Origin of the sequence: Parvibaculum sp. (genome assembly GCF_039680535.1) — a bacterium.
Classification (GTDB): Bacteria; Pseudomonadota; Alphaproteobacteria; order Parvibaculales; family Parvibaculaceae; genus Parvibaculum.
The window spans coordinates 1-20,067 of the sequence record NZ_JBDKSS010000026.1 but is presented as its reverse complement, the minus strand read 5'-3'; the positions used below and the strand labels follow the sequence as shown (position 1 = coordinate 20,067).

Genomic DNA, 20,067 nt, shown 5'->3' with positions numbered 1-20,067 from the left:
CAGGAGCTGGATCGACTGCATGAGCTGCGGCGTCATGACCAGCGACTGGTTCTGGCGCAGGAAAAGGCTGGCGGCGAGGGCCATGCGGACGCTCTGTTCTCCCGGAAAGCGGCCTCCGGCCATCGTGGCCGGGACGGCAAAATCCAACTGGCCCAAAAATTGCTTTTTTGAGAAGTTTGGTCAAGCGCCGGCTGCGCGGATGGTGAAGATCGGTCTCAGAGGCTGAAATTGTCGCCGAGATAGAGCCGGCGCACGTCGGCATTGTTGACGATGTCGGTCGCCCGGCCATGGGTCAGCACCTCGCCGGCATGGATGATATAGGCGCGGTCGATCAGGCCGAGCGTCTCGCGCACATTGTGGTCGGTGATGAGAACGCCGATGCCGCGATCCTTCAGATGCGCGACGAGGTCGCGAATGTCGCCAATGGCGATCGGGTCGATGCCGGCGAAGGGTTCGTCGAGCAGCATGAAGGAGGGCTGGGTCGCGAGCGCACGCGCGATTTCGACGCGCCGCCTTTCGCCGCCCGACAGCGCCACCGATGGTGTGCGCCGGAGATGCGTAATGGAGAACTCGGCCAGCAGATCGTCCAGCGTCGCCTCGCGGCGGTCGCGGTCGCTTTCGATCACTTCGAGAACCGCGCGGATATTCTGTTCAACCGTCAGGCCGCGAAAGATCGAGGCTTCCTGCGGCAGGTAGCCGATGCCGAGTCGGGCGCGGCGATACATGGGCAGGCTGGTGATGTCGCTGCCGTCGAGCGAGATCGTGCCGTAATCCGGCGCGATCAGCCCGGTGATCATGTAGAAAACGGTGGTTTTACCGGCGCCATTGGGGCCGAGCAGGCCGACGGCCTCGCCCCGGTGCACGTCGAAGCTCACTCCCCGCACCACCGGGCGCCGCCGGAAGCTCTTGCCGATCTTTTCGACCGAGAGACCCGGATTGCTCGCAACGAGGCGCGGCCCCTCATGGGACCTGGTCTCAGCGGTTGCGGCGCGGCTCTGCATGGGTCGTCCTCACTCATTCGCCATCATCTGATAGCACTTGGCATTAAATTTGTATGAAATGAGGTCTTTTACCAGCTTTTCTTTTATTTTTTCTCTTTCGGCGGGGGCTGGAAGAGGGCCTTGACGCGCCCGGTCGACCCGGTTTTTGCGGCTCCGGCCTCGGCGCCGCCGATGATCTTGCTCCTGCCGGTGGCAAGGTCGATGGTCAGCTTCGTGCCGCGGATGACATTCTTGCCCTGGCGGAGGACCACCTTGTCGCCCATGAGGATGTTCCGGCTGGCCACCACATAGCGCGCCCAGTCGCCATCGGCGGACTGGTCGTCCTTGGACATGACGTGGACGTTGCCGGTGGCGACGATCTCGCGAATCTGGGTCTTGCCGCCGGTGCCCTGGGCATAGCTGGCCTTGAGGCGGTCGGAGCGGAGCTTCATGCCGCCCTGCGTCGCGACCACGTTGCCGATGAAGGTCGCCTGGTGCTGCTGGTCCTGTACCTCCAGCGAGTCGGACTCGATCTCGATCGGGGCGTCGGGACTGGTGGCAAAGCCGCTCAGCGGATCGCGCGGGCCTGCCTCGGCGGCCCTGGCGGCGGCGCCGAAGGCGAAGCTCGCGCCGACGAGAAGGGCGGCGCAGGCCACTGCCTGAATTCGGCGCATGGCGCCCGGCCTCGGTGCTCCAGTCATGACTACTTCCCCTTACCCTCTTGCCCGTAGATTCGCACTTTGACGCGGCCCTTGAAGTTGAGCGTCCGGTTGGCATTGTCGGCCGTCATGCTGTCCGCGCGCAACGTGCCCAACGGCCCATGCCCCTCGACGGGAGCGCGGCTGGAGACGATGCCTTTGCGGAGGTCGACCTCGACCGAGGTGCCATGAAACTCGTAGCCCGTGGAGGCGTAGATGTCGATCTTCTGGCTGAGATCGAGCGTCTGCGTCTCCGTGTCGAAAAGGCCGGTTGTCGATGAGAGCGAGACCCAGTCCGCATCGTTCTCGAGCTTGAGATCGGCCTGCACATTGTCGAGCGTGACGTGGTTCGGCTTGCCGGGCGCCTGCGTCGCCGTGTCGGCCGTCAGCACATAGGGACGCCCCGCGCCGTCGAGGCCTGTCACGCGCGGGCTTACCATCCGCAGGTCGTTGTTGGGCGTGGAAATCTCGCGGAAGCTGATGTCGAGCTTGTCGTGAGTGTCGAAGGCGCCGGAATAGATAAGTACCGTCGCGAAAAGCGCGACGGCGCCGAGCGGCAGCGCGATCTTCATCGTCGAGACAAAGCGGCTGTGGCGCGCCACGGCAGGGCGCGCCTGCGGCTGGGGCCCGCGCCGCAGTTCGGCGTTGGCCTCGTTATCGCCGAGCGACTCACTCATTCCGCTTTGTTCCGCATAAAGAGGAATCCGGCTTTCCAAGGGGCTTTGCGTTGGGCCCCATTCCGTCCGGACGGCTTCGGCATCGCTTGGACGAGGGTGCTTTTCATGTGCCAAGTATGCGCGTAAGGGGCTTCGAGCGTCAACGAATGCGCCGATATTCGCCGCGGTTCCGCAGACTCAATGCGCGAAGATGTCCTCTTCGCCCCATCCGGCGAGGTCGAGCGAGGCGCGCACGGGCAGGAAGGCGAAGCAGGCCTTTGCGAGTTCGGTGCGGCCCTCGCGCGCAAGCATGCGGTCGAGGATCGCCTTGAGCTCATGCAGATGCGTCACGTCGGAGGCGGCATAGGCGAGCTGGGCTTCGGAAATCTTTTCCGCGCCCCAGTCCGAGCTCTGCTGCTGCTTCGAAAGGTCGATATTGAGGAGCTCCTTGCAGAGATCCTTCAGCCCGTGCCGGTCGGTATAGGTGCGCACCAGCTTCGAGGCGATCTTTGTGCAGTAGATCGGCGTCGTGACGACACCGAGATACTTCTGCATGACGGCGACGTCGAAGCGGGCGTAGTGGAAAATCTTGAGAACCGACGGGTCGGCCATCAGCGCGCGCAGATTGGGTGCGTCATAGGTCGAGCGGTCAAGCTGCACGAGATGCGCATTGCCGTCACCCGCGGAAAGCTGGACGAGGCAGAGCGGATCGCGATGAGGATTGAGGCCGAGCGTCTCGCTATCGACCGCGACGCTCGGGCCGAAGCTCAGGCCGGCAGGCAGGTCGCCCTTGTGCAGCGTGATCGCCATATTGCCTCGTTTGCTCCGTCGCCGCGCTTCAAGGCCTGAGCCTTGAAGGCGGCCCCGGCGTTCAGGTCGCCGAGGAGCGAGAGAAAGATGGTGCCCAGGAGAAGACTCGAACTTCCACGCCCTTGCGAGCGCTAGCACCTGAAGCTAGTGCGTCTACCAATTCCGCCACCTGGGCTAACCGGGGGGAGACTTAAATAGGGCGCGAAGGCTTGTCAATGGACCGTGGACGCAGGAAGCGGTTTTCCGTGCCCGTGATGCGTTCTCGTCCCCCCGATGGCGGCATCGCGAAGGCTTTGCCGCAGGCATCCCGTTGGGCTATCAAGGACATATGTAGCGGCACCGGCTCAAAATGGGCGTCGGGGCGGATTTCGAGGCAGTTGGAGGCGAGAAGAGCGTGTCCGGGACTGGAACTGAACAAAAGCGGGCCACTTTGCGGCCGGGCAGCCTGATCACCGTTTTCGGCGGATCGGGTTTTGTTGGCCGGCATACGGTCCAGGCGCTCGCGCGCCGGGGATATCGCATCCGCGTCGCCGTCCGGCGGCCCAATGAGGCGCTTTTCGTCAAGACCGCCGGCGATGTCGGTCAGGTCGAGCCCGTACAGGCCAATATCCGCGATACGCGCTCCGTCCGCGCCGCAATCGAAGGGGCCGATGCGGTCGTGAATCTCGTCGGGATTTTGCATGAGACGGGCCCGCAGCACTTCGAAAGCGTGCAGGCCGGTGGCGCCGACCGTCTGGCTCGCGAGGCCAAGGCGGCAGGCGTCGGCATTTTCGTCCATGTCTCGGCGATTGGCGCCGATGCCGATAGCCAGTCCTCTTATGCCCGGACCAAGGCGCTGGGCGAGCAGGCGGTTCTGGCCCATCTGCCAAATGCCGCGATCCTGCGCCCTTCGATCGTCTTCGGGCCCGAGGACGACTTCTTCAATCGTTTTGCAGCCATGGCGCGGCTGTCGCCCGCCCTTCCGCTGATCGGCGGCGGCACGACGAAGTTCCAGCCCGTCTATGTCAAGGATGTGGCGGAGGCGATCGTGCGCGCGCTCGAAACGGGCGCCGCCGACGGAAAGGCCTTTGAGCTGGGCGGACCCGAAGTCGCCACCTTCCGCGAGCTGATGGAGCTGATGCTGCGCGAGATCGGCCGCAAGCGGCTCCTGTTGCCGCTGCCCGTCTTCCTCGCGAAGCCGCTCGCAGCGATCCTCCAGCTCCTGCCGAACCCGGCGCTCACGGTGGATCAGCTCCGCCTGGTCACGCTGGACAATGTGGTGAGCGAGGCGGCGCAGAAGGAAGGCCGCGCGTTCAACGGCCTCGGCATTGCGCCGACGGGCATGGAGGCGATCCTGCCTGCCTATCTCGGCCGGTTCCGTCGCCGCGGTCAGTTCGAACAGCTTCATGTGACGGAATAAGGCCACTCAGGGCGGGGGAGGCACCATGAACATAGGCGAGGTTGCGACCCGCTCCGGCGTTCCGGCGAAGACGATTCGCTACTACGAGGAAATCGAACTCATCCAAAGCGCCACGCGGTCGGCGAATGGCTATCGCTCCTATACCGAAGATGCCGTTCATACGCTGCGTTTCGTCGCCCGCGCGCGGAATCTCGGCTTCACCGTCGAGGAGTGCCGCGATCTCATCGCTCTCTACCGCGACAAGGCCCGGGCCAGCTCCGATGTGAAGCGCATCGCCGAGGGCCACATTGCCGAGATCGAGAGGAAGATCGCGGAGTTGCGGTCCATGCGTGCGACGCTGGCGGACCTCGCAAGCCGCTGTCATGGTGACGACCGCCCGGATTGCCCGATCATCGACGGGCTGGCCGCTGCGGACGGCGCATGCGGCGGAACCTCTTCCAAGTGAGGGCGCCTGCCCTTTTCCAAGTTTAGACTGCGAGATCATGCGTCAGCTTTATCATCTGCCCATTTCCCCCGCCTGCCGCAAAGTGCGCCTCGTGCTCGCCGAAAAGAGCGTTGTTTTCGATTTGATCGAGGAGCGCGATTGGGAGCGGCGGCACGAATTTCTGGCGCTCAATCCCGCGGGAGAAGTGCCGGTGCTGATCGAGGAAGATGGCTCGGTCATTTCCGGCGGTACGCCGATCTGCGAATATCTCGAGGAGGCGTCGCCCGATGTGAAGCTTCTGCCGGGCAATCCGGTCGACCGCGCCGAGACGCGCCGCCTTGTCGACTGGTTCGACCGCAAGTTCGCCGTCGAAGTTTCCGACGGATTGATCTTCGAAAAGGTGACGCGCCGTTTCCTCGGCGCTTCCGAGGGCGGCGGCGCTCCCGACATGACCGTGGTTCGCGCGGCGCTCCACAATTTGCGCTACCACCTCGATTACATCTCCTACCTCATGGAAGAGCGTCGCTGGCTTTCCGGCGAGGAGATGACGCTCGCGGACGTCACCGCCGCGGCGCATCTCTCCTGCCTCGACTATGTCGGAGATGTGCCCTGGACACAGTTCCCCGGCGCGAAGGATTGGTATGTCCGCATCAAGTCGCGTCCGACCTTCCGGCAGATCCTTGCGGACTACGTGCCGGGAATGCCGCCGACGAAACTCTATGCCAATCTCGACTTCTGATCGCGCCGCGACGGCGGCTGGGTTGAAACCGGCGCTCGTCGCACGCGCGAAGGAAGCAGGTTTCGACGTCATCCGCATTGCTCGTCCCGACGCGGCGCCGCTCGCCTCGTCGCGCCTGCGCGAATGGCTGGCGGCCGGGCGGCATGGCGACATGGGATGGATGGAGGGAACGGAGGAGCGCCGCGGCCATCCGGGCATCCTGTGGCCCGACGTCAAAAGCGTCGTGATGCTGGCGATGAATTACGGACCCGACGAGAATCCGCTGGAGCTGCTCGAACGGCGCGACCGCGCGGCGATCTCCGTCTATGCGAGGAATCGCGACTATCACGACCTCGTCAAATCGCGTCTGAAGCAGGTGGCGCGCTGGCTTGCGGAAACGAGCGGCGCGGACGTGAAGGTCTTTGTCGATACGGCGCCCGTCATGGAAAAGCCGCTCGCGGAAGCTGCGGGCATCGGCTGGCAGGGCAAGCATACCAATCTCGTCTCGCGGGATTTCGGCTCCTGGCTCTTTCTCGGTTCGATCTTCACGACGCTGGAGCTCGAAGCCGACGAGACGCATGAGGACCGCTGCGGCGAATGCCATCGCTGCCTCGACATCTGCCCGACGTCAGCATTTCCTAGGCCTTACGAGCTCGATGCGCGGCGTTGCATTTCCTATCTCACCATCGAGAACAAGGGCGCCATTCCGCGCGAATTCCGAAAGGCTATGGGCAATCGCATCTATGGCTGCGACGATTGCCTGGCCATCTGTCCCTGGAACAAGTTTGCGAGCGAAGCACGCGAAGCTGCATTTCATGCGCGCGAGGAGCTGCGTGCGCCGCGGCTCGCCGATCTCGTCTCGCTCGACGATGCGTCGTTCCGGGCGCTTTTTTCCGGTTCGCCGATCAAGCGCATCGGGCGCGACCGCTTTGTCCGCAATGTGCTGATTGCGATCGGCAATTCCGGGGACGCCAATCTTCTGCCGCTCGTGCGAGAGCGGCTCGGTGATGCAGCGCCGCTCGTCCGCGCCATGGCGGTGTGGGCGCTGGGCGCGCTTGCGCCCGATGAGGCGAAGGCGCTGGCTGCCGATGCGTCGTCGCGCGAGGAGGACGATGGCGTGAAGGAAGAATGGCGCTATTGCGCGGGCTTTTCCGACTTGTCGAGCAGCGCCTGAGCCGCCGCAACCGCCGGGTCGGATGTACGGCCCGTCTGCTTCGCAAAGCGTATGACAGTCAGCCAGTCCGCCTTCGCGCCGGAGACATTGCCGGTCTGTGCCCGCATGCGCCCGCGTTCCAGCAAGGCTTCGAGATTATGCGGCGCGAGCGACACCGCGCGTTCCGCATCCGCAAGCGCGGCTTTCGGGTGGCCGAGATTGCGCAAGGCGGTTGCCCGGAGGGTCAGGGCCGCGGCGAGCGAGGGGCTTTCGGCCAGGGCCTCGCCGGCATCCGTGCGTACGCCGTCCCAGTCCTTTTCCAGTGCGCGGACCTGCGCCCGCCCGAGATAGAGCTCGGGAATGCCCGGCAACAGCTCTATTGCCGTGTCATAGGCGCTCCGCGCCTTGGCGAGATTGCCCGCGACCGCCCATGCGCTGCCCGCCTGTCCGTAGATTTCGGCCCGCGTTTCCACCGGGGCGTCCGTCATGGCATCGGCCAGCTCCTGAAAGCGGGCCGCCGCTTCGTCGAGTTCGCCCAGAGCGGACAGCGCCAGCGCCTCACAATGAAGTGCCGCGTTGCCGCCGCCCGCCGCTTTCCAGTCCCGCGCATAGGTGAGCGCCTTGGCCGGGTTGCTGTCCGTCAAACCGACACAGCTTTCATAGCTGCGGGGTTCCGCCGGTTTGGCGGGCTCCTCGGCCCTGGAGGGGGAGGCAAGCCCAAGCGCAATGAGCAGGGCAAGGACGGGGATGCTTTGTCTGGCGGTCATCATGGGCGATAACCTCCCCGAGGCGCGGGCGCATTGCAAGTCAATAGCCGGTAATGGACGGGATCGTCGGGAACCATGGTGAAGGAAACGGGGAAGCGGCTTTTCTGCTTCGGGCTTGGCTTCAGCGCCGAGGCGCTGGCGCGGCGGCTGCGCGCACGGGGCTTTGCCGTTGCAGGGACCTGCAGAAGCGAAGAAAAGGCGGCGGCGCTCGCGGCGCGGGGCTTCGAAATGCATCTGTTCGGCGAGGGGCATCCGCTTGCCGATCCCGAGGCGGCGCTTCGCGGCACGACCCATCTCCTGCTTTCCGTTCCGCCGGGTGAGGCGGGAGATCCGGTTTTCGCGGCCCATGCGGGCGTCATCGCGGCGTTGGCGCCGGGGCTCGAATGGATGGCCTATCTTTCGACGACCGGCGTCTATGGCGATCGTGGCGGCGACTGGGTGACGGAGGCGACGCCGCTTGCGCCTTCGACGGAGCGCGGACGCCGCCGCCTTGCCGCCGAGGAAGCTTGGCGCGGGCTCGCCGCCGGGGCGGGCCTGCCGCTCCATATCTTCCGGCTCGCGGGCATTTACGGTCCGGGCCGCAACCAGATCCGGGGCGTTCTCGACGGCACGGCGAAGCGCATTGTGAAAGAGGGTCAGGTCTTTTCGCGCGTTCATGTCGATGACATTGCAGCCGTGCTCGAGGCTTCGATCGCGCGCCCCAATCCCGGTGCCGCCTATAATGTCTGCGATGACGAGCCCGCACCGCCGCAGGATGTCGTGGCCCATGCGGCGAGGCTCCTCGGGCGCGAGCCACCGCCCGAAATCGCCTTCGAGAAGGCGGAATTGTCGCCCATGGCCCGAAGCTTCTATGCGGAATCGAAGCGCGTCTCGAACCGGCGCATCCGCGAGGAGCTTGGGGTGAGGCTCGCTTTTCCGACTTATCGCGAGGGGCTGGCCGCCCTTCTCGAAATCGAGACAAACTGACGCGGGCAGCATTGATCTGGCTCAGGGTGCTTTATGCGCCTTTGGGTTACTGTGCCCCGCATACAAGGGAGAAACCTGAATGACTCACTACCACGCCGCCGTCTGGATCGACCATCACGAGGCCCGCATCGTTTCCTTCAATCCGGATGAGCATGCGACGGCCACTTTGCAGCACCACCAGGCGGTGAAGCATACGCAGCACAGCGCCGGAAAGTCGCGCAACTGGCGTGCTCCGGAAGACCCGGCCTATTACGAGGAAGTTGCCAAGGGCCTCAACGGCTTCGGCGAGATTCTGATCGTCGGTCCGGCCAATGCGAAGTTCGCCTTCCTCAAGCATCTTCAGGCGAAGCACCCGGCGCTGGCGACCAAGGTCGTCGGCATCGAAACGGTCGACCATCCGAGCGATGGCGAACTGACCAACTACGCGCGGGCCTATTTTCACAAGATCGACCGCACGCTGCCGCAGCTCTGAAGGCCGCGGCTCAGGCATCGGAATGAAGAGGCAATCCGGCCGGGTTGCCTCTTTCATTTTTCGACCCCCGAAAGATCAACGCGTCTCGATTTCGGCGAGCAGCGTTTCGATGGTCGCTATCAGCCGCGCGATATCTTCGGGCGTCGACAGGCGATGATCGCCGGCCTTTGTCATGGTGATCGCGACGTCGTTCGATTCCAGCGCTTCGACCAGACGCATGGCGTGTTTCCACGGCACGTCCGCATCGGCCATGCCCTGCAGGATGCGGACTGGCACCCTGATCGGAATGGGCTTGTCCAGCAGCAGGTGGTTCCGTCCCTCCTCGATCAGATTCATCGTGATCTCGTAGGGCTCCTCGTCATATTCCGACGGGCGGCGATAAATGCCGTCACGCATCAGGATTTCGCGGACCTCGTCGGAGAAGTTCTTCCACATCAGCTCTTCGGTGAAGTCGGGCGCAGGGGCGATGAGAACGAGCGCCTTGACGCGCTCCGGCCGCGCGAGCGCCGCAAGCAGCGCCATCCATCCGCCCATGCTCGATCCGACGAGCACCTGCGGTCCCTCGGCCAGCGCATCGATGGCGGCGAGCGCGTCGTCGCGCCAGCGGCCGATGGTCGCCTTGCTGAAATCGCCCGATGATGAGCCATGCGCGAAATAGTCGAAGCGCAGAAAGTTGCGCCGTGCCTGCCTTGCCCATTCGGCCAGGGCGCCTGCCTTGGTGCCCGTCATGTCCGATTTGAAGCCGCCGAGCCATGTCACGCCGGTGGGGCCCGCGGGTGTCGCGGGCGTCTCAATCCGGTAGGCGAGGGTTTCTCCGTCGGGGCGGGTAAGCTTGCGGGGGTCTGGGCTGTCGGTCATTGTCTGTTATGTATGTCGGTGTTGCTCCGGGCGACCGGCAAACCATACATCAGGCAGAAACGAGCCGTGTCCATTTCATTTGAAAATCTGTCGCCGCGTCCCGCGATCCTGCAGGTCATCCCGTCGCTCAATATCGGCGGTGCGGAGCGCACGACGATCGACATGGCCCGCGCCATCGTGGCAGCAGGCGGACGCGCGGTCGTTGCCAGTTCCGGGGGGCGGCTTCTCGGCGAACTTCTTGCCGCGGGCGCCGAGCATGTGGACATGGAGGTTCACTCCAAGAACCCGATCATCATGGCGCTCAATGTCGAGCGGCTGACGCGGCTTGCGGCCCGCGAGAAGATCGACCTCATTCATGCGCGAAGCCGCGCGCCTGCATGGAGCGCGCTGGCCGCCGCCCATCGCCTCGGCCTTCCCTTCGTCACCACCTATCATTCCAAGGTGCATGAAGCGCCGCGTCTGAAGGTCTTCTACAACTCCGTGATGACGCGCGGCGACGCCGTCATCGCCAATTCCTTCTACACGGGCGAACGGATCGCGCGCATCCACGCGCCCGACCCTGCGCGCATCTTCGTCGTGCCCCGCGGCGTCGACACCGATTATCTCAATGAAGATGCCGTCGAAGCCGGGCGCGTCGCGGCCTTGCGTGCGCGCTGGAACGTTCCGGCCGATGGGCGAACGGTGTTCTTGCTCCCCGCGCGAATCTCGCGCTGGAAGGGCCAGAAGCTCGCTGTGCAGGCAGCGGCCGACTTGCTTTCGAGCGGTCTGACAGGCTTTCGGCTTCTTCTCGTCGGCGACGCGCAGGGGCGCAACGCCTTCGTGAAGGAGATACAGGATCTGCTCCGCGAGCCGGATCTCGCCCGGCACGTCGCCCTTGTCGGCCATTGCGACGACATGGCGGCGGCCTATGCGCTGAGCGATGTAGTGCTTTCGCCGTCGATCGAGGCGGAGCCATTTGGCCGCGTCGCCGTCGAAGCGCAGTCGATGCGCCGTCCCGTGATCGTCAGCGACGCGGGTGGCCAGCGCGAAACGGTGCTGACGCCGGAAGCGGCCGGAGGCCTGAGCAATGCGACGGGCCTCGCGGTCGAGCCGAACGACGCAAGGGCTCTGGCAGCGGCTATGCGAGCAATCCTCGAACTCGGGCCCGAGGCGCGCCGGGCCATGGGCGAGCGGGGCAGGGCGAATGCGCTTGCCCATTATTCCGTCGGCACCATGACCGGGGCGACACTCGACGTTTATGCGCGGCTCATCGCCCGCAATCGCGACAAGCGCGACGGGACGAAGCGCGGTGGCTGAGGCGAAGCCCGTCCTCGTGATCCTGCTCGACGCGAACGCCCATGGTGAAACGCCCGGCGAGCTGTTCGGGCTCGTTGCGCGGCGCCATCCCGGCGCGGAAGTGATCCTGCTGACGACGCCGGAAGCCGCGCCGCACTTCTCAGGCATCGGCGTCACGGTCTGGACCGACGGCTCGGCGAGGGGCCCCGTGCGTTTTCTCGCCCTTGTGCGTCGCATCTCCTGGGCCCATATCGGGCATATCTACGATCTGGAAATGTCCGCCCTCACGCGTTTCATGCGGTTTTGTGTGTGGCCGATGCCACAATGGCATGGGCCTGAGGCGCTTCAGGCGGCTCTGCCGCAGGCGAAGCCCGTTTCTTGACTTGCGGGGGGCGCACTTCAAATCTATAGCTTTGCAGCAATAATCGTCCGCCGATGACCCGATTTCGGGCCTTTGTGCCCTTGTTCCCGAGCGCGTGACGCTCCCGGGCATGGCGGACCAGCTAAAGGAGAAGGTTACATAGCTCGCAGACCAGTCCAGGCGCCGCCCACCCGCGAGGGCCCGCGCATCAACGAAATGATCGATGAGTCGACCGTTCTGCTCATCGACGCCGAAGGCGAAAAGCGGGGTGTCATCCCCACAGTGGAAGCCATGAAGATGGCGGAAGAGGCAGGACTCGATCTCGTCGAGGTATCGCCTAATTCCAAGCCGCCCGTGTGCAAGCTTCTGGATTTCGGCAAATTCAAATTTCAGGCCCAGAAAAAGGCCAACGAGGCGCGCAAGAAGCAGAAGACCGTCGAGGTCAAGGAAATCAAGATGCGCCCGAACATCGACGACCATGACTATGACGTGAAGATGAGGAGCATGCTTCGCTTCTTCGATGAGGGTGACAAGGTCAAGGTCACGCTTCGCTTCCGTGGCCGCGAAATGGCGCATCAGGAGCTCGGTATGCAGCTTCTCATTCGCGTCAGGGACCAGGTCGAAGAGATTGCCAAGGTCGAGGCGCACCCGCGCCTCGAGGGCCGGCAGATGGTCATGGTGCTGGCGCCCAAGTAAGGCAGCCGCTCCATGATCGGGACGAGGATGGGCTCGACGCCGCAAGGCGCCGGGCCCTTCTTTTTGCGTCTCAGCCGAGCGTTGCTTTCAGCACGTCGGGCCGGTCGGTGAGGATTCCATCGACGCCGAAGCTTGCGAGGCGGCGCATGTCTTCCGCAGCGTCCACCGTCCAGCACGAGACTTCGAGCTCCAGCGATTTCGCAAGGGCCGCCGTTTCTGCCGTCACGTCGCCATACCAGGCAAACCAGCCATCGGCGGATCCTGCTGCAATGGCATTGAGGAGCCGCTCGGCAAAGCTCGCGCCCTGCTGGGCGCGCCAGTCGAAGCCGGAGAAGAAATCCGCGCCATTGGCGGACGCGTTGCGCATCGCCGCATCTTCGGAGCCCGGCGCATCCCGTGTGGAGGATGCGTCGGCCGGGTCGATCTGGAAGAAGGGGGAGGTCGTAAAGGCATTCCCGATCTCGGGCGCAATGGACTTTGCATGTGCAAGCGCGCGCCAGTCGAAAGAAACGAAGGTCGTCTGCTCCGCCATGCCCTTGCGGCGCGCAAGCGCCACCGCGGCCTCCGCCAGCGGCTCGGGTGCTGCTGACTGCGTGAGGTCGAGGAGCGCGGTCTTGAGTTCCACGTAGAGGCGGAAGCCGGGCTTTGCCCGCCGCTTCACCAGGTCATAGACATCCTCGAGTCTTGGAATGCGTGCGCCGTCGAATGCGGTCTGCTCAGGATAATGCGCGCCATAGCGCGATCCGGGGCGCAAGCGGCCCACGTCATAGGTCTGCAACTCGGCGAAGCTAAGCTCCTTGATGAGTGGCGTTGGCCGGTCGAGCCATTTGCCGTCCGGGCCCCGCGCGATGGCAGGCTTCAGGCTTTCGTCGTGGTGGACGACGAGAATGCCGTCGCGGCTCAGATGGACATCGAGTTCGATCCCGTCCGCCCCGGCGTCAATGGCGCGCTCGAAAGCCTCCATGGTGTTTTCGGGCCAGAGACCGGAGCCGCCCCGATGGGCGATGTGAAGGGGTTTTGTCATGGGGATCTGGCTCATCATTGGCGATTGATTGGCGCTTGGGGGGCTGCGAAGGGGAACATATCGGCACGGCCAAGCCAAGCGGGCGTCGTGCCGGTCTGGCCCAAATTAATCCGCCAGATTGGATTGGTCGCTCATTCCGGCCTTGTTATCTTGAGTATATCATTAGATATACACCTAAAGATCAGACAAGGCGGCGCGGATCATCCGCTGGGTTGCCCCGGGCGCTTCCGGGCGAGGTCACGAGTAGCGAGAGGTACCGGTCAAAATGTCGTTCTCCAATCTCTGGAGGTATCTGACGCGGCGCCGCCGGATATCCTTCTATGACAGCCAGCACGCCATGCGCGCCGCCATTGCGAGTCTGGGGCCGATCGATCTCACCCGCCTCAGCGATGAAGAGCTTCGCCATATCGTTGCCGAGGAGCCCGACTCGCCGCGCGGCGAGGCTGCGCGGCGGCAGCTCGACTGGCGCGCCCGCGGCTATTCCGACGTTCAGCTCGTCAATTGAGGCGCGGCCAGCGGGAAGCGCTGGCGGTGTTCCGGGCTTTGCCTACAATCCTCTCCAAAGAACATAACAAAGGGAGGATTGAATGAAGTTCGGCGTATTTTACGAGTTGCAGTTGCCCAAGCCCTGGAAGCCGGGAGACGAAGCCCGGCTCTTCCACGAAGCGCTTGAGCAGGTCGTGCTCGCCGACAAGCTCGGCTACGACTACGCTTGGGAAGTCGAGCATCACTTTCTCGATGAATATTCCCATTCATCCGCACCCGAAGTATTCCTCGCCGCCGCTGCCGCGCGCACCTCGCGCATCAGGATCGGTCACGGCATCCGTCAGGTGATTCCGAACTACAACCATCCTGCCCGCACGGCGGAAGGTCTTGCGACCCTCGACATCATTTCGAACGGCCGTGTCGAATTCGGCATTGGCGAAGGCGCAACACGTCTCGAACTCGGCGGCTTCAACATCCCCGCCAAGGAAAAGCGCGCCATGGCCATCGAAGCCGGAGAGCAGATCGCCAACATGATGGTGCTCGATCCCTATCCGGGTTTCGAAGGCAAGTATTTCTCGATGCCCTGCCGCAACGTGCTGCCGAAGCCGATGCAGGACCCGCATCCGCCGATGTGGATGGCCTGCACCAATCGCGACACGATCAGGATCGCCGCGTCGCTTGGCGTCGGCGCGCTCGCCTTCTCCTTCGTCGATCCGAAGGAGGCGGAAGTCTGGTCGGAAATCTATTATGGCATCATCAAGTCGGAGCAATGCGTGCCGCTCGGCCATTCGGTCAATGCGAATATCGCCATGGTCTCCAACTTCTCGGTGCATCGCGACCGCTCCGAAGCGATCCGGCGCGGCCATGAGGGCTTCGAGTTCTTCGGCTATGCGCTGAACGCGCTCGTCGCGCATGACACGGTGCCGGGTCGCACCGACATGTGGGGCGATTACCTCAAGGCGCGCGGCAACCGCACGCAGGAAGTGATTGACGCTGCCGCCCGTGCCGACGCCATCGCCACCGGTATCGGTACGCCCGACGATATGCGCGCCCATCTGCGCGCGTTCCAGAACGCAGGCGTCGATCAGGTGATCTTCATGCAGCAGGCGGGACGCAACCGGCATGAGCATATCTGCGAGTCGCTCGAACTCTTCGCGGCGGAAGTCATGCCGGAGTTCAAGGCCGAAGTCGCCGCCCGAGAAGAGCGCAAGGCGCGTGAACTCGCGCCCTATATCGAAGCGGCGCTCAAGCGGAAGAACTGGATGAAGCCGCTCGCCGACGAGGAAATCCCCGTCGTCAAGGCCTCTGTCGCCAAGGCGCAGGTGAACCAGACCGCGCCTGCGGAATGATCGAAGCGGCGCGCGTGTCGCCGCCTCCGCTTTCGCTTGTGCCTTCCCCGGCAGCATCCTATGTGTAGTTACACATAGGATGCTGCGAAAGGGAGAGCCATGACCACCGAAGCCGATGTGCGGGAAAGCTGCGCTGCGCTTCGCGCGCGTATGGTGGCGCGTAAATTGACCCGCCTCTATGACAGGGCGCTGAAGCCGACGGGGCTGAAGATCACGCAGTTCACGCTGCTGATCTCGATCGAGGAGGGCAAGGTGAAGTCGTTGACGCAGCTTGCCGATGCGCTGGCGCTCGAACGGTCGAGCCTCGTCCGCAATGTTCAGCTTCTCGAGACCGAAGGTCTGATCGAGTCCGAGCCTTCCGGCGCCGGCCGTTCGCTTGGGCTCAAGCTCACCAAGGAAGGGCGCAAGGTTCTGACCCAGGCCCTGCCGCTCTGGCGCAAGGCGCAGGATGAGGTGGAGGGAAATCTCGGTTCCGCCTGGCCCGGCGTAAAGAAATCGCTCCACCTCCTGATTTCAAAAGCCTAGCCCGCGCGCTTCGACGTCCGCACTCGATAGACGGGAAAGCAGGCGCGAATCCGCTTTACAAGCTCGACATCGCCATCGATGCGCGCGCCATGTGCCGTCACCGCGTCGTCGATCGGAAGATCGTCCTTGAAGATCTTGTGCAGCACCGGCCATGTCAGCGTGAGCGTTGCGTCGGGCGCGGCAGGCGCCTTGAACTCGACAGCCACGCGCTGATTGCGCACCGACAGTGTTGCAGGCAGAGGTCCGTGATCCTCGACGAAGATCGCAAGCGTCGCATCGAGGCCGCGTGATTTTCGCCGCTGGAAGGTAAGGGTCAGGCCGAAGAGAAAGCCGAACGGATTGTCCGAAGGAATGGTCCAGTCGACCACTTTCACCTGCTTGTGCGGGAAGCGCGCGGGCAGGCTTTCCTCCGCATCCGAACCCTTGAGCACGAAGACGGTTTCAGGCTTGGCGAGCAGCGGATCGAGAATGCGCTTGCGGAAGCCGATGCGATCCTCGACGAAACTGCCCAGCACGTCAGAGCCTGCAGGGCAGGCGCTCAGACAATAAGCCGCCTTGTAGCCCGGTTTGAAGGAAAGGCTCTGCCACATGGAGACGCTCTCGCCGGGTGTCACGCGGCTGTCGTAGTCGTCGGCATCCTCCGCTTCCGCGACTTCATGCACCCAGTCGATGAAGCCGCCCATGAATTCGCGGTAGTTGTGCGTATAGCAGGCGGAGAAATTGAAGGTGCCGTCAGCGCCGATCGCCTCCACGGGGCAGGCGGCGACGCAGAGCTTGCAATCGAGGCAGGGCGCATAATTGAGGCTCGACGAAAACTCGTCGATCTCCCTGTCGATTGCGATCGTGCCAAGCAGGATGAAACTGCCGAAGCGTGGATGGATCACATTGCGGTGGAGGCCCATCTTTCCAAGGCCGGCGGCCTCGGCGATTGGCTTGTGGGAGATGATGCGCATGGCGGAAGGATAGGCCTGCGCTTCCATCGGGAAGGCGGCCGTGGGCGAGACGGCGCCTATCCCCATGGCTTCGAGCTTGCGCACGGCTTTCCGCCCGGCGGCATTTATTTCGTCATAGGTCTGGTGGAATTCCTCATTCGCGACCGAGCGGACGGTCGTCCGCACATTTTCGCGATTCATGCGGATGACGAAGCTGACGAGGCTCTTCGCGCCGGGTAGCAGCGCGTCGATCCATGCCTTCTGGTCGGCGATGGACGGATTGGCCACCGAGACGAAGCCGCAATCGTCCGCACCGCATTCGAACATCAGTTCGCGAAGAAACGCGGCGGAAAGCGGCTGCATGTCTCCGGCCGGCGAAATGTGTTCCGTCCGATAGCGCGCGATATCGGGGTGCTCGGTCGTTCCGGGTGCGGCGTCCTGCGGCATGTCTGTCTCCCAGATATATAGTGCAGATACATCATGTATATGCACTATAAACCTCGCGTCAAGACCGCCCCGCCCTGTCCGGCGGATAAATAATCTGGCTCGCGTGAAACCTTTCAGCGCCCCGGCTCGTTCTGTCAGAACGGGTTGCGGGGTTTGGAGTTTGGTTATGCGCAGAAATCTCAAGCTCGCGGGCTTGGCGGCGCTGGCGGGTCTTGGCTTGGGACTCGCCGGCTGCGTGGCCTATCCCGTGGGACCGGACGAATATGTCTATCGCCCCGCCTATGGGTATGCCTATTACGGCCCCTATTATTACGGGCCCGGCTATTACGCCCCCGGCTATGTGAGCGGCTCGTACTTCTATTACGACGCACCGCACCGCTATTGGCGCTCACGGCCTTATTATCGTGGCCCTTGGCATGGCGGGCCGCATGATTTCGGCGACCGTCACGGACCCCGGCCGGGCTATCATCCCGATGGCGGCCACAGGCCGCCCGGCGGCCCCGGGCCTCACATGGGACCTGGAGGTGGCGGGCCGGGAAGCGGCGGCCCCGGGGGCAGCCCGATGCAGCGCCCCCGTCACTGACGCCCGGCGGACATGAAGGTCGCTATCTGAAGGCGGGTTCGTCGAAGCTTCTGAGCTTGCGTGAGTGAAGCTCGTCCACGCCGCGCTCGCGGATGAGCCTGATCGCCTCGATGCCGATGGAGAGATGCTGGTTGACGCGCTGGCGGTAGAAGGCGTTCGCCATGCCGCGCAGCTTGATCTCGCCATGCATCGGCTTGTCGGAGACGCAGAGCAGCGTTCCGTAAGGTACGCGCAGGCGGAAGCCATTGGCCGCGACCGTGGCGCTTTCCATGTCGATCGCCACCGCGCGCGACTGGTTGAAGCGCGTATAGAGTTCCTCGTAACGAAGTTCCCAGTTGCGGTTGTCGGTCGAGACGACGGTGCCCGTGCGCATGCGCGTCTTGAGTTCGGGCGGCTCGAGGCCCGTCACGCGTTCCACCGCCTCCTGCAGCGCCACCTGCACTTCGGCGATGGGCGGCACCGGCACGAAGGGCGGAAGATCCTGATCGAGCACCTTGTCGTCGCGGACATAGGCATGGGCGAGCACGTAGTCGCCGAGCTGCTGTGAACGCCGCAAACCGCCGCAATGGCCGATCATCAGCCAGCAATGGGGACGCAGCACCGCGAGGTGATCGGTGATGGTCTTCGCATTGGCGGGACCTACGCCGATATTCACCAGCGTGATGCCGAGCCTGTCCTCGCGCACGAGGTGATAGGCGGGCATTTGCGGCAGGGCGCGTTGGGCGGGCGCTTCGCCTTCCGGCGCCTGCCCAAGTTCCTGCACGATATCGCCCGGTTCGACGAAGCGGATGTAGTTTTCATCGCCGCCGCCTTCCGCGACGAGGCGGCGTCCGAGCGCGGTGAACTCGTCCACATAGCGCTGGTAATTGGTGAAGAGGACGAAGCGCTGGAAATGCTCCGCCGCCGTGCCCGTGTAGTGGTGGAGGCGCTGCACGGCGAGGTCGACGCGTTCGGCGGAGAAAAGCGACAGCGGCCGCGGGGTGCCTTCGGCCGGCCGGTGCGTGCCGTTCGCCACGGCGTCATCCACATGGGCGAGATCGGGCAGCGCGAAGACGGCGCCGAGTGCGCGGACGTCTTCCGGCCCGATGTCGGTCGTCGCTTCCTCGACCACGAAGGGGAGCGGGATCGGCCTGAGCGATATGCCGACGCTGACGGGGACCTTGTGATAGTCGATCAGGCGCGCGATCTGGGCGCGGTAATAATCGGCGAAAAGGTCGGGCCGGGTCAGGGTCGTCCCGAAGCTGCCCGGATAGGCCAGCGTGCCCCAGGAGGGGCGGCTGTCGTAAACGAGGTTTTCGGGCGCGACCGTCAGCCCGAGATAGGGGTAGCAGGCTTCCCGCGTGGATTGCCCGCTGCGCTCGCCCTTGGCGAAGGCGGTGAAGCGGCCGCGCACCTCGGCGGCGGATCGCTCATAGATTTCCCGGATGCGGGCGAGCGCGGCGTCGGCATCGGTGAAGGTTTCGAGGTCGCGGGCGGGATGGGCAGGGGGCACTGGTATCGTCATGGTTGAAAGATTAGGTCCCGCCACCGGCCCCGTCGAGCCGTTCGGACCTTGACCTTCGGCCTTTTTCCCTTATAAATCCGCGCCTTCGGGACCGCCCGGCCATGAAGGGCATGCCGTGGCGATCCGAAAAGCCTGGACTGGCTCCGTTTTTCCTTGAGATTTCAAGGTCTTCAGCGAACGGAGCCCACCTGATAAGGAGTGCAAAATGCCCAAGTTGAAGACCAAAAGCGGGACCAAGAAGCGTTTCAGGCTCACCGCATCCGGCAAGATCAAACGCGGCCAGACGGCAAAGCGCCACGGCATGATCAAGCGGACGAACAAGCAGATCCGCAACAAGCGGGGCACGACCATCATGGCGGACGTCGATACGGCGCGCGTCTTGAAATTCTTCATGCCCAACGCGTGAACCGGAACAATCTGTAAGGAGCTCGAACCATGTCGCGCGTCAAAAGGGGTGTAACCACCCACGCTCGTCACCGCAAAGTGATCAAGAAGGCGAAGGGCTATTACGGCCGTCGCAAGAATACGTTCCGTACGGCGAATCAGGCGGTCGAGAAGGCCGGCCAGTACGCCTATCGCGATCGTCGCACCAGGAAGCGCAATTTCCGCTCGCTCTGGATCCAGCGCATCAACGCCGGTGTCCGCGAGCTGGGACTGACCTATGGCCGATTTATCGATGGCCTCGGCAAGGCTGGCATCGAAGTCGACCGCAAGGTGCTCTCCGATCTCGCCATCCACGAGCCTGAGGCCTTCAAGGCCCTGGTCGAAAAGGCGCAGGCCGCTCTCGCTTAAGAGCCGCTGCCGCTTTACCTGACCGTTCAGGGCCGGTACACCCGTCGGGACCCCGCGCTGCCACAGCGCGGGCCTTCCCGGGGTGAGGGCGGATCGTCGATCTCTCACTTCTGTTCCCCCTCGCTCCTGCGGTTACATCCCGGCGAATGGCGGAACATCGAAGCTTGAGAAGGTCATGACGGACATTCAATC

At 63.9% G+C, this 20,067-nt stretch carries 25 protein-coding genes and 1 tRNA gene; 15 read left to right on the top strand and 11 right to left on the bottom strand.

All coding sequences use genetic code 11. The features are described 5' to 3' along the window. The 6 genes from ABFC66_RS16595 to ABFC66_RS16570 form a co-directional block, all read right to left on the bottom strand. Nucleotides 1-84, bottom strand: an 84-nt coding sequence (locus ABFC66_RS16595) for a hypothetical protein (protein ID WP_346742093.1), incomplete at its 3' end; no start/stop codon positions are given. Between the two features lie 131 nt (nt 85-215). Then, nucleotides 216-1,001, bottom strand: coding sequence for an LPS export ABC transporter ATP-binding protein (lptB, locus tag ABFC66_RS16590; RefSeq protein WP_346742090.1), 786 nt, complete (start codon nt 999-1,001; stop codon nt 216-218). A gap of 83 nt (nt 1,002-1,084) precedes the next feature. After that, on the bottom strand, nt 1,085-1,681 hold the full coding sequence (lptA, locus tag ABFC66_RS16585; RefSeq protein WP_346742089.1) for a lipopolysaccharide transport periplasmic protein LptA: 597 nt from the start codon (nt 1,679-1,681) through the stop codon (nt 1,085-1,087). 2 nt (nt 1,682-1,683) lie between these two features. Next, entirely contained in the window at nt 1,684-2,355 is a 672-nt protein-coding gene (lptC, locus tag ABFC66_RS16580; protein ID WP_346742088.1) for an LPS export ABC transporter periplasmic protein LptC, read from the bottom strand. A 177-nt stretch (nt 2,356-2,532) separates the two neighbouring features. Beyond that, nucleotides 2,533-3,144: a ribonuclease D gene (locus ABFC66_RS16575; RefSeq protein WP_346742087.1), complete on the bottom strand. Its 612-nt coding sequence runs from the start codon at nt 3,142-3,144 to the stop codon at nt 2,533-2,535. A gap of 88 nt (nt 3,145-3,232) precedes the next feature. Continuing rightward, nucleotides 3,233-3,319 (bottom strand) — tRNA-Leu (locus ABFC66_RS16570). Nucleotides 3,320-3,574: 255 nt separating this feature from the next. Between ABFC66_RS16570 and ABFC66_RS16565 the strand changes: the two genes are divergently transcribed. Genes ABFC66_RS16565 through queG form a run of 4 tightly spaced genes read left to right on the top strand, consistent with a single transcriptional unit; the run spans nt 3,575 to nt 6,859 of the window. Further along, entirely contained in the window at nt 3,575-4,543 is a 969-nt protein-coding gene (locus tag ABFC66_RS16565; protein WP_346742092.1) for a complex I NDUFA9 subunit family protein, read from the top strand. A 25-nt stretch (nt 4,544-4,568) separates the two neighbouring features. After that, nucleotides 4,569-4,988: a Cu(I)-responsive transcriptional regulator gene (gene cueR, locus ABFC66_RS16560; RefSeq protein ID WP_346742086.1), complete on the top strand. Its 420-nt coding sequence runs from the start codon at nt 4,569-4,571 to the stop codon at nt 4,986-4,988. A 37-nt stretch (nt 4,989-5,025) separates the two neighbouring features. Further along, nucleotides 5,026-5,706, top strand: coding sequence for a glutathione S-transferase family protein (locus tag ABFC66_RS16555; RefSeq protein ID WP_346742085.1), 681 nt, complete (start codon nt 5,026-5,028; stop codon nt 5,704-5,706). Then, entirely contained in the window at nt 5,687-6,859 is a 1,173-nt protein-coding gene (gene queG / locus ABFC66_RS16550; protein ID WP_346742084.1) for a tRNA epoxyqueuosine(34) reductase QueG, read from the top strand. The genes ABFC66_RS16555 and queG overlap by 20 nt, the downstream gene beginning before the upstream one ends. Here the strand turns inward: queG and ABFC66_RS16545 are convergent. Continuing rightward, on the bottom strand, nt 6,820-7,608 hold the full coding sequence (locus ABFC66_RS16545; protein WP_346742083.1) for a hypothetical protein: 789 nt from the start codon (nt 7,606-7,608) through the stop codon (nt 6,820-6,822). The two genes, queG and ABFC66_RS16545, sit on opposite strands and share 40 nt — an antisense overlap. A gap of 72 nt (nt 7,609-7,680) precedes the next feature. Here ABFC66_RS16545 and ABFC66_RS16540 point away from each other — a divergent pair, with 72 nt between their 5' ends. Next, nucleotides 7,681-8,571, top strand: coding sequence for an SDR family oxidoreductase (locus ABFC66_RS16540; RefSeq protein ID WP_346742082.1), 891 nt, complete (start codon nt 7,681-7,683; stop codon nt 8,569-8,571). 79 nt (nt 8,572-8,650) lie between these two features. Further along, nucleotides 8,651-9,043 (top strand): translational machinery protein, encoded by a 393-nt coding sequence (locus ABFC66_RS16535; protein WP_346742081.1) that lies wholly within the window; start codon nt 8,651-8,653, stop codon nt 9,041-9,043. A 75-nt stretch (nt 9,044-9,118) separates the two neighbouring features. On the opposite strand, the gene ABFC66_RS16530 is transcribed toward ABFC66_RS16535, so the two are convergent. Then, nucleotides 9,119-9,901, bottom strand: coding sequence for an alpha/beta hydrolase (locus ABFC66_RS16530; protein WP_346742080.1), 783 nt, complete (start codon nt 9,899-9,901; stop codon nt 9,119-9,121). A 66-nt stretch (nt 9,902-9,967) separates the two neighbouring features. On the opposite strand from ABFC66_RS16530, the gene ABFC66_RS16525 reads away from it, so the two are divergent. From ABFC66_RS16525 to infC, 3 genes are all read left to right on the top strand, one after another. Beyond that, nucleotides 9,968-11,197 (top strand): glycosyltransferase family 4 protein, encoded by a 1,230-nt coding sequence (locus ABFC66_RS16525; protein ID WP_346742079.1) that lies wholly within the window; start codon nt 9,968-9,970, stop codon nt 11,195-11,197. After that, nucleotides 11,190-11,558, top strand: coding sequence for a hypothetical protein (locus ABFC66_RS16520; protein ID WP_346742078.1), 369 nt, complete (start codon nt 11,190-11,192; stop codon nt 11,556-11,558). Before ABFC66_RS16525 ends, ABFC66_RS16520 begins: the two co-directional genes overlap by 8 nt. Before the next feature lie 138 nt (nt 11,559-11,696). Continuing rightward, complete coding sequence (infC, locus tag ABFC66_RS16515; protein WP_346742091.1) at nt 11,697-12,233, top strand: translation initiation factor IF-3; 537 nt, start codon at nt 11,697-11,699, stop codon at nt 12,231-12,233. 70 nt (nt 12,234-12,303) lie between these two features. Here infC and ABFC66_RS16510 read toward each other — a convergent pair whose 3' ends face one another. Beyond that, complete coding sequence (locus ABFC66_RS16510) at nt 12,304-13,257, bottom strand: glycerophosphodiester phosphodiesterase family protein (protein ID WP_346742077.1); 954 nt, start codon at nt 13,255-13,257, stop codon at nt 12,304-12,306. 265 nt (nt 13,258-13,522) lie between these two features. On the opposite strand from ABFC66_RS16510, the gene ABFC66_RS16505 reads away from it, so the two are divergent. The 3 genes from ABFC66_RS16505 (at nt 13,523) to ABFC66_RS16495 (ending at nt 15,617) form a co-directional block, all read left to right on the top strand. Next, the gene (locus ABFC66_RS16505) at nt 13,523-13,762 is read left to right on the top strand and encodes a hypothetical protein (protein ID WP_346742076.1); all 240 of its coding nucleotides are present in this window, start codon (nt 13,523-13,525) and stop codon (nt 13,760-13,762) included. Between the two features lie 82 nt (nt 13,763-13,844). Then, nucleotides 13,845-15,092, top strand: coding sequence for an LLM class flavin-dependent oxidoreductase (locus tag ABFC66_RS16500; RefSeq protein WP_346742075.1), 1,248 nt, complete (start codon nt 13,845-13,847; stop codon nt 15,090-15,092). Nucleotides 15,093-15,191: 99 nt separating this feature from the next. Further along, a complete protein-coding gene (locus tag ABFC66_RS16495; protein ID WP_346742074.1) occupies nt 15,192-15,617 on the top strand; it encodes a MarR family transcriptional regulator in 426 nt (141 codons plus the stop codon). On the opposite strand, the gene ABFC66_RS16490 is transcribed toward ABFC66_RS16495, so the two are convergent. Beyond that, nucleotides 15,614-16,996 (bottom strand): 4Fe-4S ferredoxin, encoded by a 1,383-nt coding sequence (locus tag ABFC66_RS16490; RefSeq protein ID WP_346742073.1) that lies wholly within the window; start codon nt 16,994-16,996, stop codon nt 15,614-15,616. The two genes, ABFC66_RS16495 and ABFC66_RS16490, sit on opposite strands and share 4 nt — an antisense overlap. A gap of 166 nt (nt 16,997-17,162) precedes the next feature. Between ABFC66_RS16490 and ABFC66_RS16485 the strand changes: the two genes are divergently transcribed. Next, a complete protein-coding gene (locus ABFC66_RS16485) occupies nt 17,163-17,579 on the top strand; it encodes a hypothetical protein (protein WP_346742072.1) in 417 nt (138 codons plus the stop codon). A 22-nt stretch (nt 17,580-17,601) separates the two neighbouring features. On the opposite strand, the gene ABFC66_RS16480 is transcribed toward ABFC66_RS16485, so the two are convergent. After that, nucleotides 17,602-19,083 carry an AMP nucleosidase gene (locus tag ABFC66_RS16480; protein ID WP_346742071.1) on the bottom strand — a complete coding sequence of 494 codons (1,482 nt, stop codon included), beginning with the start codon at nt 19,081-19,083 and terminating at the stop codon, nt 17,602-17,604. A 205-nt stretch (nt 19,084-19,288) separates the two neighbouring features. Between ABFC66_RS16480 and rpmI the strand changes: the two genes are divergently transcribed. Together rpmI and rplT are read left to right on the top strand one after the other, a co-directional pair. Beyond that, a complete protein-coding gene (gene rpmI, locus ABFC66_RS16475) occupies nt 19,289-19,489 on the top strand; it encodes a 50S ribosomal protein L35 (RefSeq protein WP_152214321.1) in 201 nt (66 codons plus the stop codon). Between the two features lie 29 nt (nt 19,490-19,518). Further along, nucleotides 19,519-19,875, top strand: a complete 357-nt coding sequence (gene rplT, locus ABFC66_RS16470) for a 50S ribosomal protein L20 (RefSeq protein WP_346742070.1) — start codon at nt 19,519-19,521, stop codon at nt 19,873-19,875. The last annotated feature ends 192 nt before the right edge of the window (nt 19,876-20,067 follow it).

Coding starts and splice junctions, on each gene's coding strand:
- lptB (WP_346742090.1), bottom strand. CDS start 1,001: ATGCAGAGCCGCGCCGCAACCGCTGAGACCAGGTCCCATGAGGGGCCG.
- lptA (WP_346742089.1), bottom strand. CDS start 1,681: ATGACTGGAGCACCGAGGCCGGGCGCCATGCGCCGAATTCAGGCAGTG.
- lptC (WP_346742088.1), bottom strand. CDS start 2,355: ATGAGTGAGTCGCTCGGCGATAACGAGGCCAACGCCGAACTGCGGCGC.
- ABFC66_RS16575 (WP_346742087.1), bottom strand. CDS start 3,144: ATGGCGATCACGCTGCACAAGGGCGACCTGCCTGCCGGCCTGAGCTTC.
- cueR (WP_346742086.1), top strand. CDS start 4,569: ATGAACATAGGCGAGGTTGCGACCCGCTCCGGCGTTCCGGCGAAGACG.
- ABFC66_RS16555 (WP_346742085.1), top strand. CDS start 5,026: ATGCGTCAGCTTTATCATCTGCCCATTTCCCCCGCCTGCCGCAAAGTG.
- queG (WP_346742084.1), top strand. CDS start 5,687: ATGCCAATCTCGACTTCTGATCGCGCCGCGACGGCGGCTGGGTTGAAA.
- ABFC66_RS16545 (WP_346742083.1), bottom strand. CDS start 7,608: ATGATGACCGCCAGACAAAGCATCCCCGTCCTTGCCCTGCTCATTGCG.
- ABFC66_RS16540 (WP_346742082.1), top strand. CDS start 7,681: ATGGTGAAGGAAACGGGGAAGCGGCTTTTCTGCTTCGGGCTTGGCTTC.
- ABFC66_RS16535 (WP_346742081.1), top strand. CDS start 8,651: ATGACTCACTACCACGCCGCCGTCTGGATCGACCATCACGAGGCCCGC.
- ABFC66_RS16530 (WP_346742080.1), bottom strand. CDS start 9,901: ATGACCGACAGCCCAGACCCCCGCAAGCTTACCCGCCCCGACGGAGAA.
- ABFC66_RS16510 (WP_346742077.1), bottom strand. CDS start 13,257: ATGACAAAACCCCTTCACATCGCCCATCGGGGCGGCTCCGGTCTCTGG.
- ABFC66_RS16505 (WP_346742076.1), top strand. CDS start 13,523: ATGTCGTTCTCCAATCTCTGGAGGTATCTGACGCGGCGCCGCCGGATA.
- ABFC66_RS16500 (WP_346742075.1), top strand. CDS start 13,845: ATGAAGTTCGGCGTATTTTACGAGTTGCAGTTGCCCAAGCCCTGGAAG.
- ABFC66_RS16495 (WP_346742074.1), top strand. CDS start 15,192: ATGACCACCGAAGCCGATGTGCGGGAAAGCTGCGCTGCGCTTCGCGCG.
- ABFC66_RS16490 (WP_346742073.1), bottom strand. CDS start 16,996: ATGCCGCAGGACGCCGCACCCGGAACGACCGAGCACCCCGATATCGCG.
- ABFC66_RS16485 (WP_346742072.1), top strand. CDS start 17,163: ATGCGCAGAAATCTCAAGCTCGCGGGCTTGGCGGCGCTGGCGGGTCTT.
- ABFC66_RS16480 (WP_346742071.1), bottom strand. CDS start 19,083: ATGACGATACCAGTGCCCCCTGCCCATCCCGCCCGCGACCTCGAAACC.
- rpmI (WP_152214321.1), top strand. CDS start 19,289: ATGCCCAAGTTGAAGACCAAAAGCGGGACCAAGAAGCGTTTCAGGCTC.
- rplT (WP_346742070.1), top strand. CDS start 19,519: ATGTCGCGCGTCAAAAGGGGTGTAACCACCCACGCTCGTCACCGCAAA.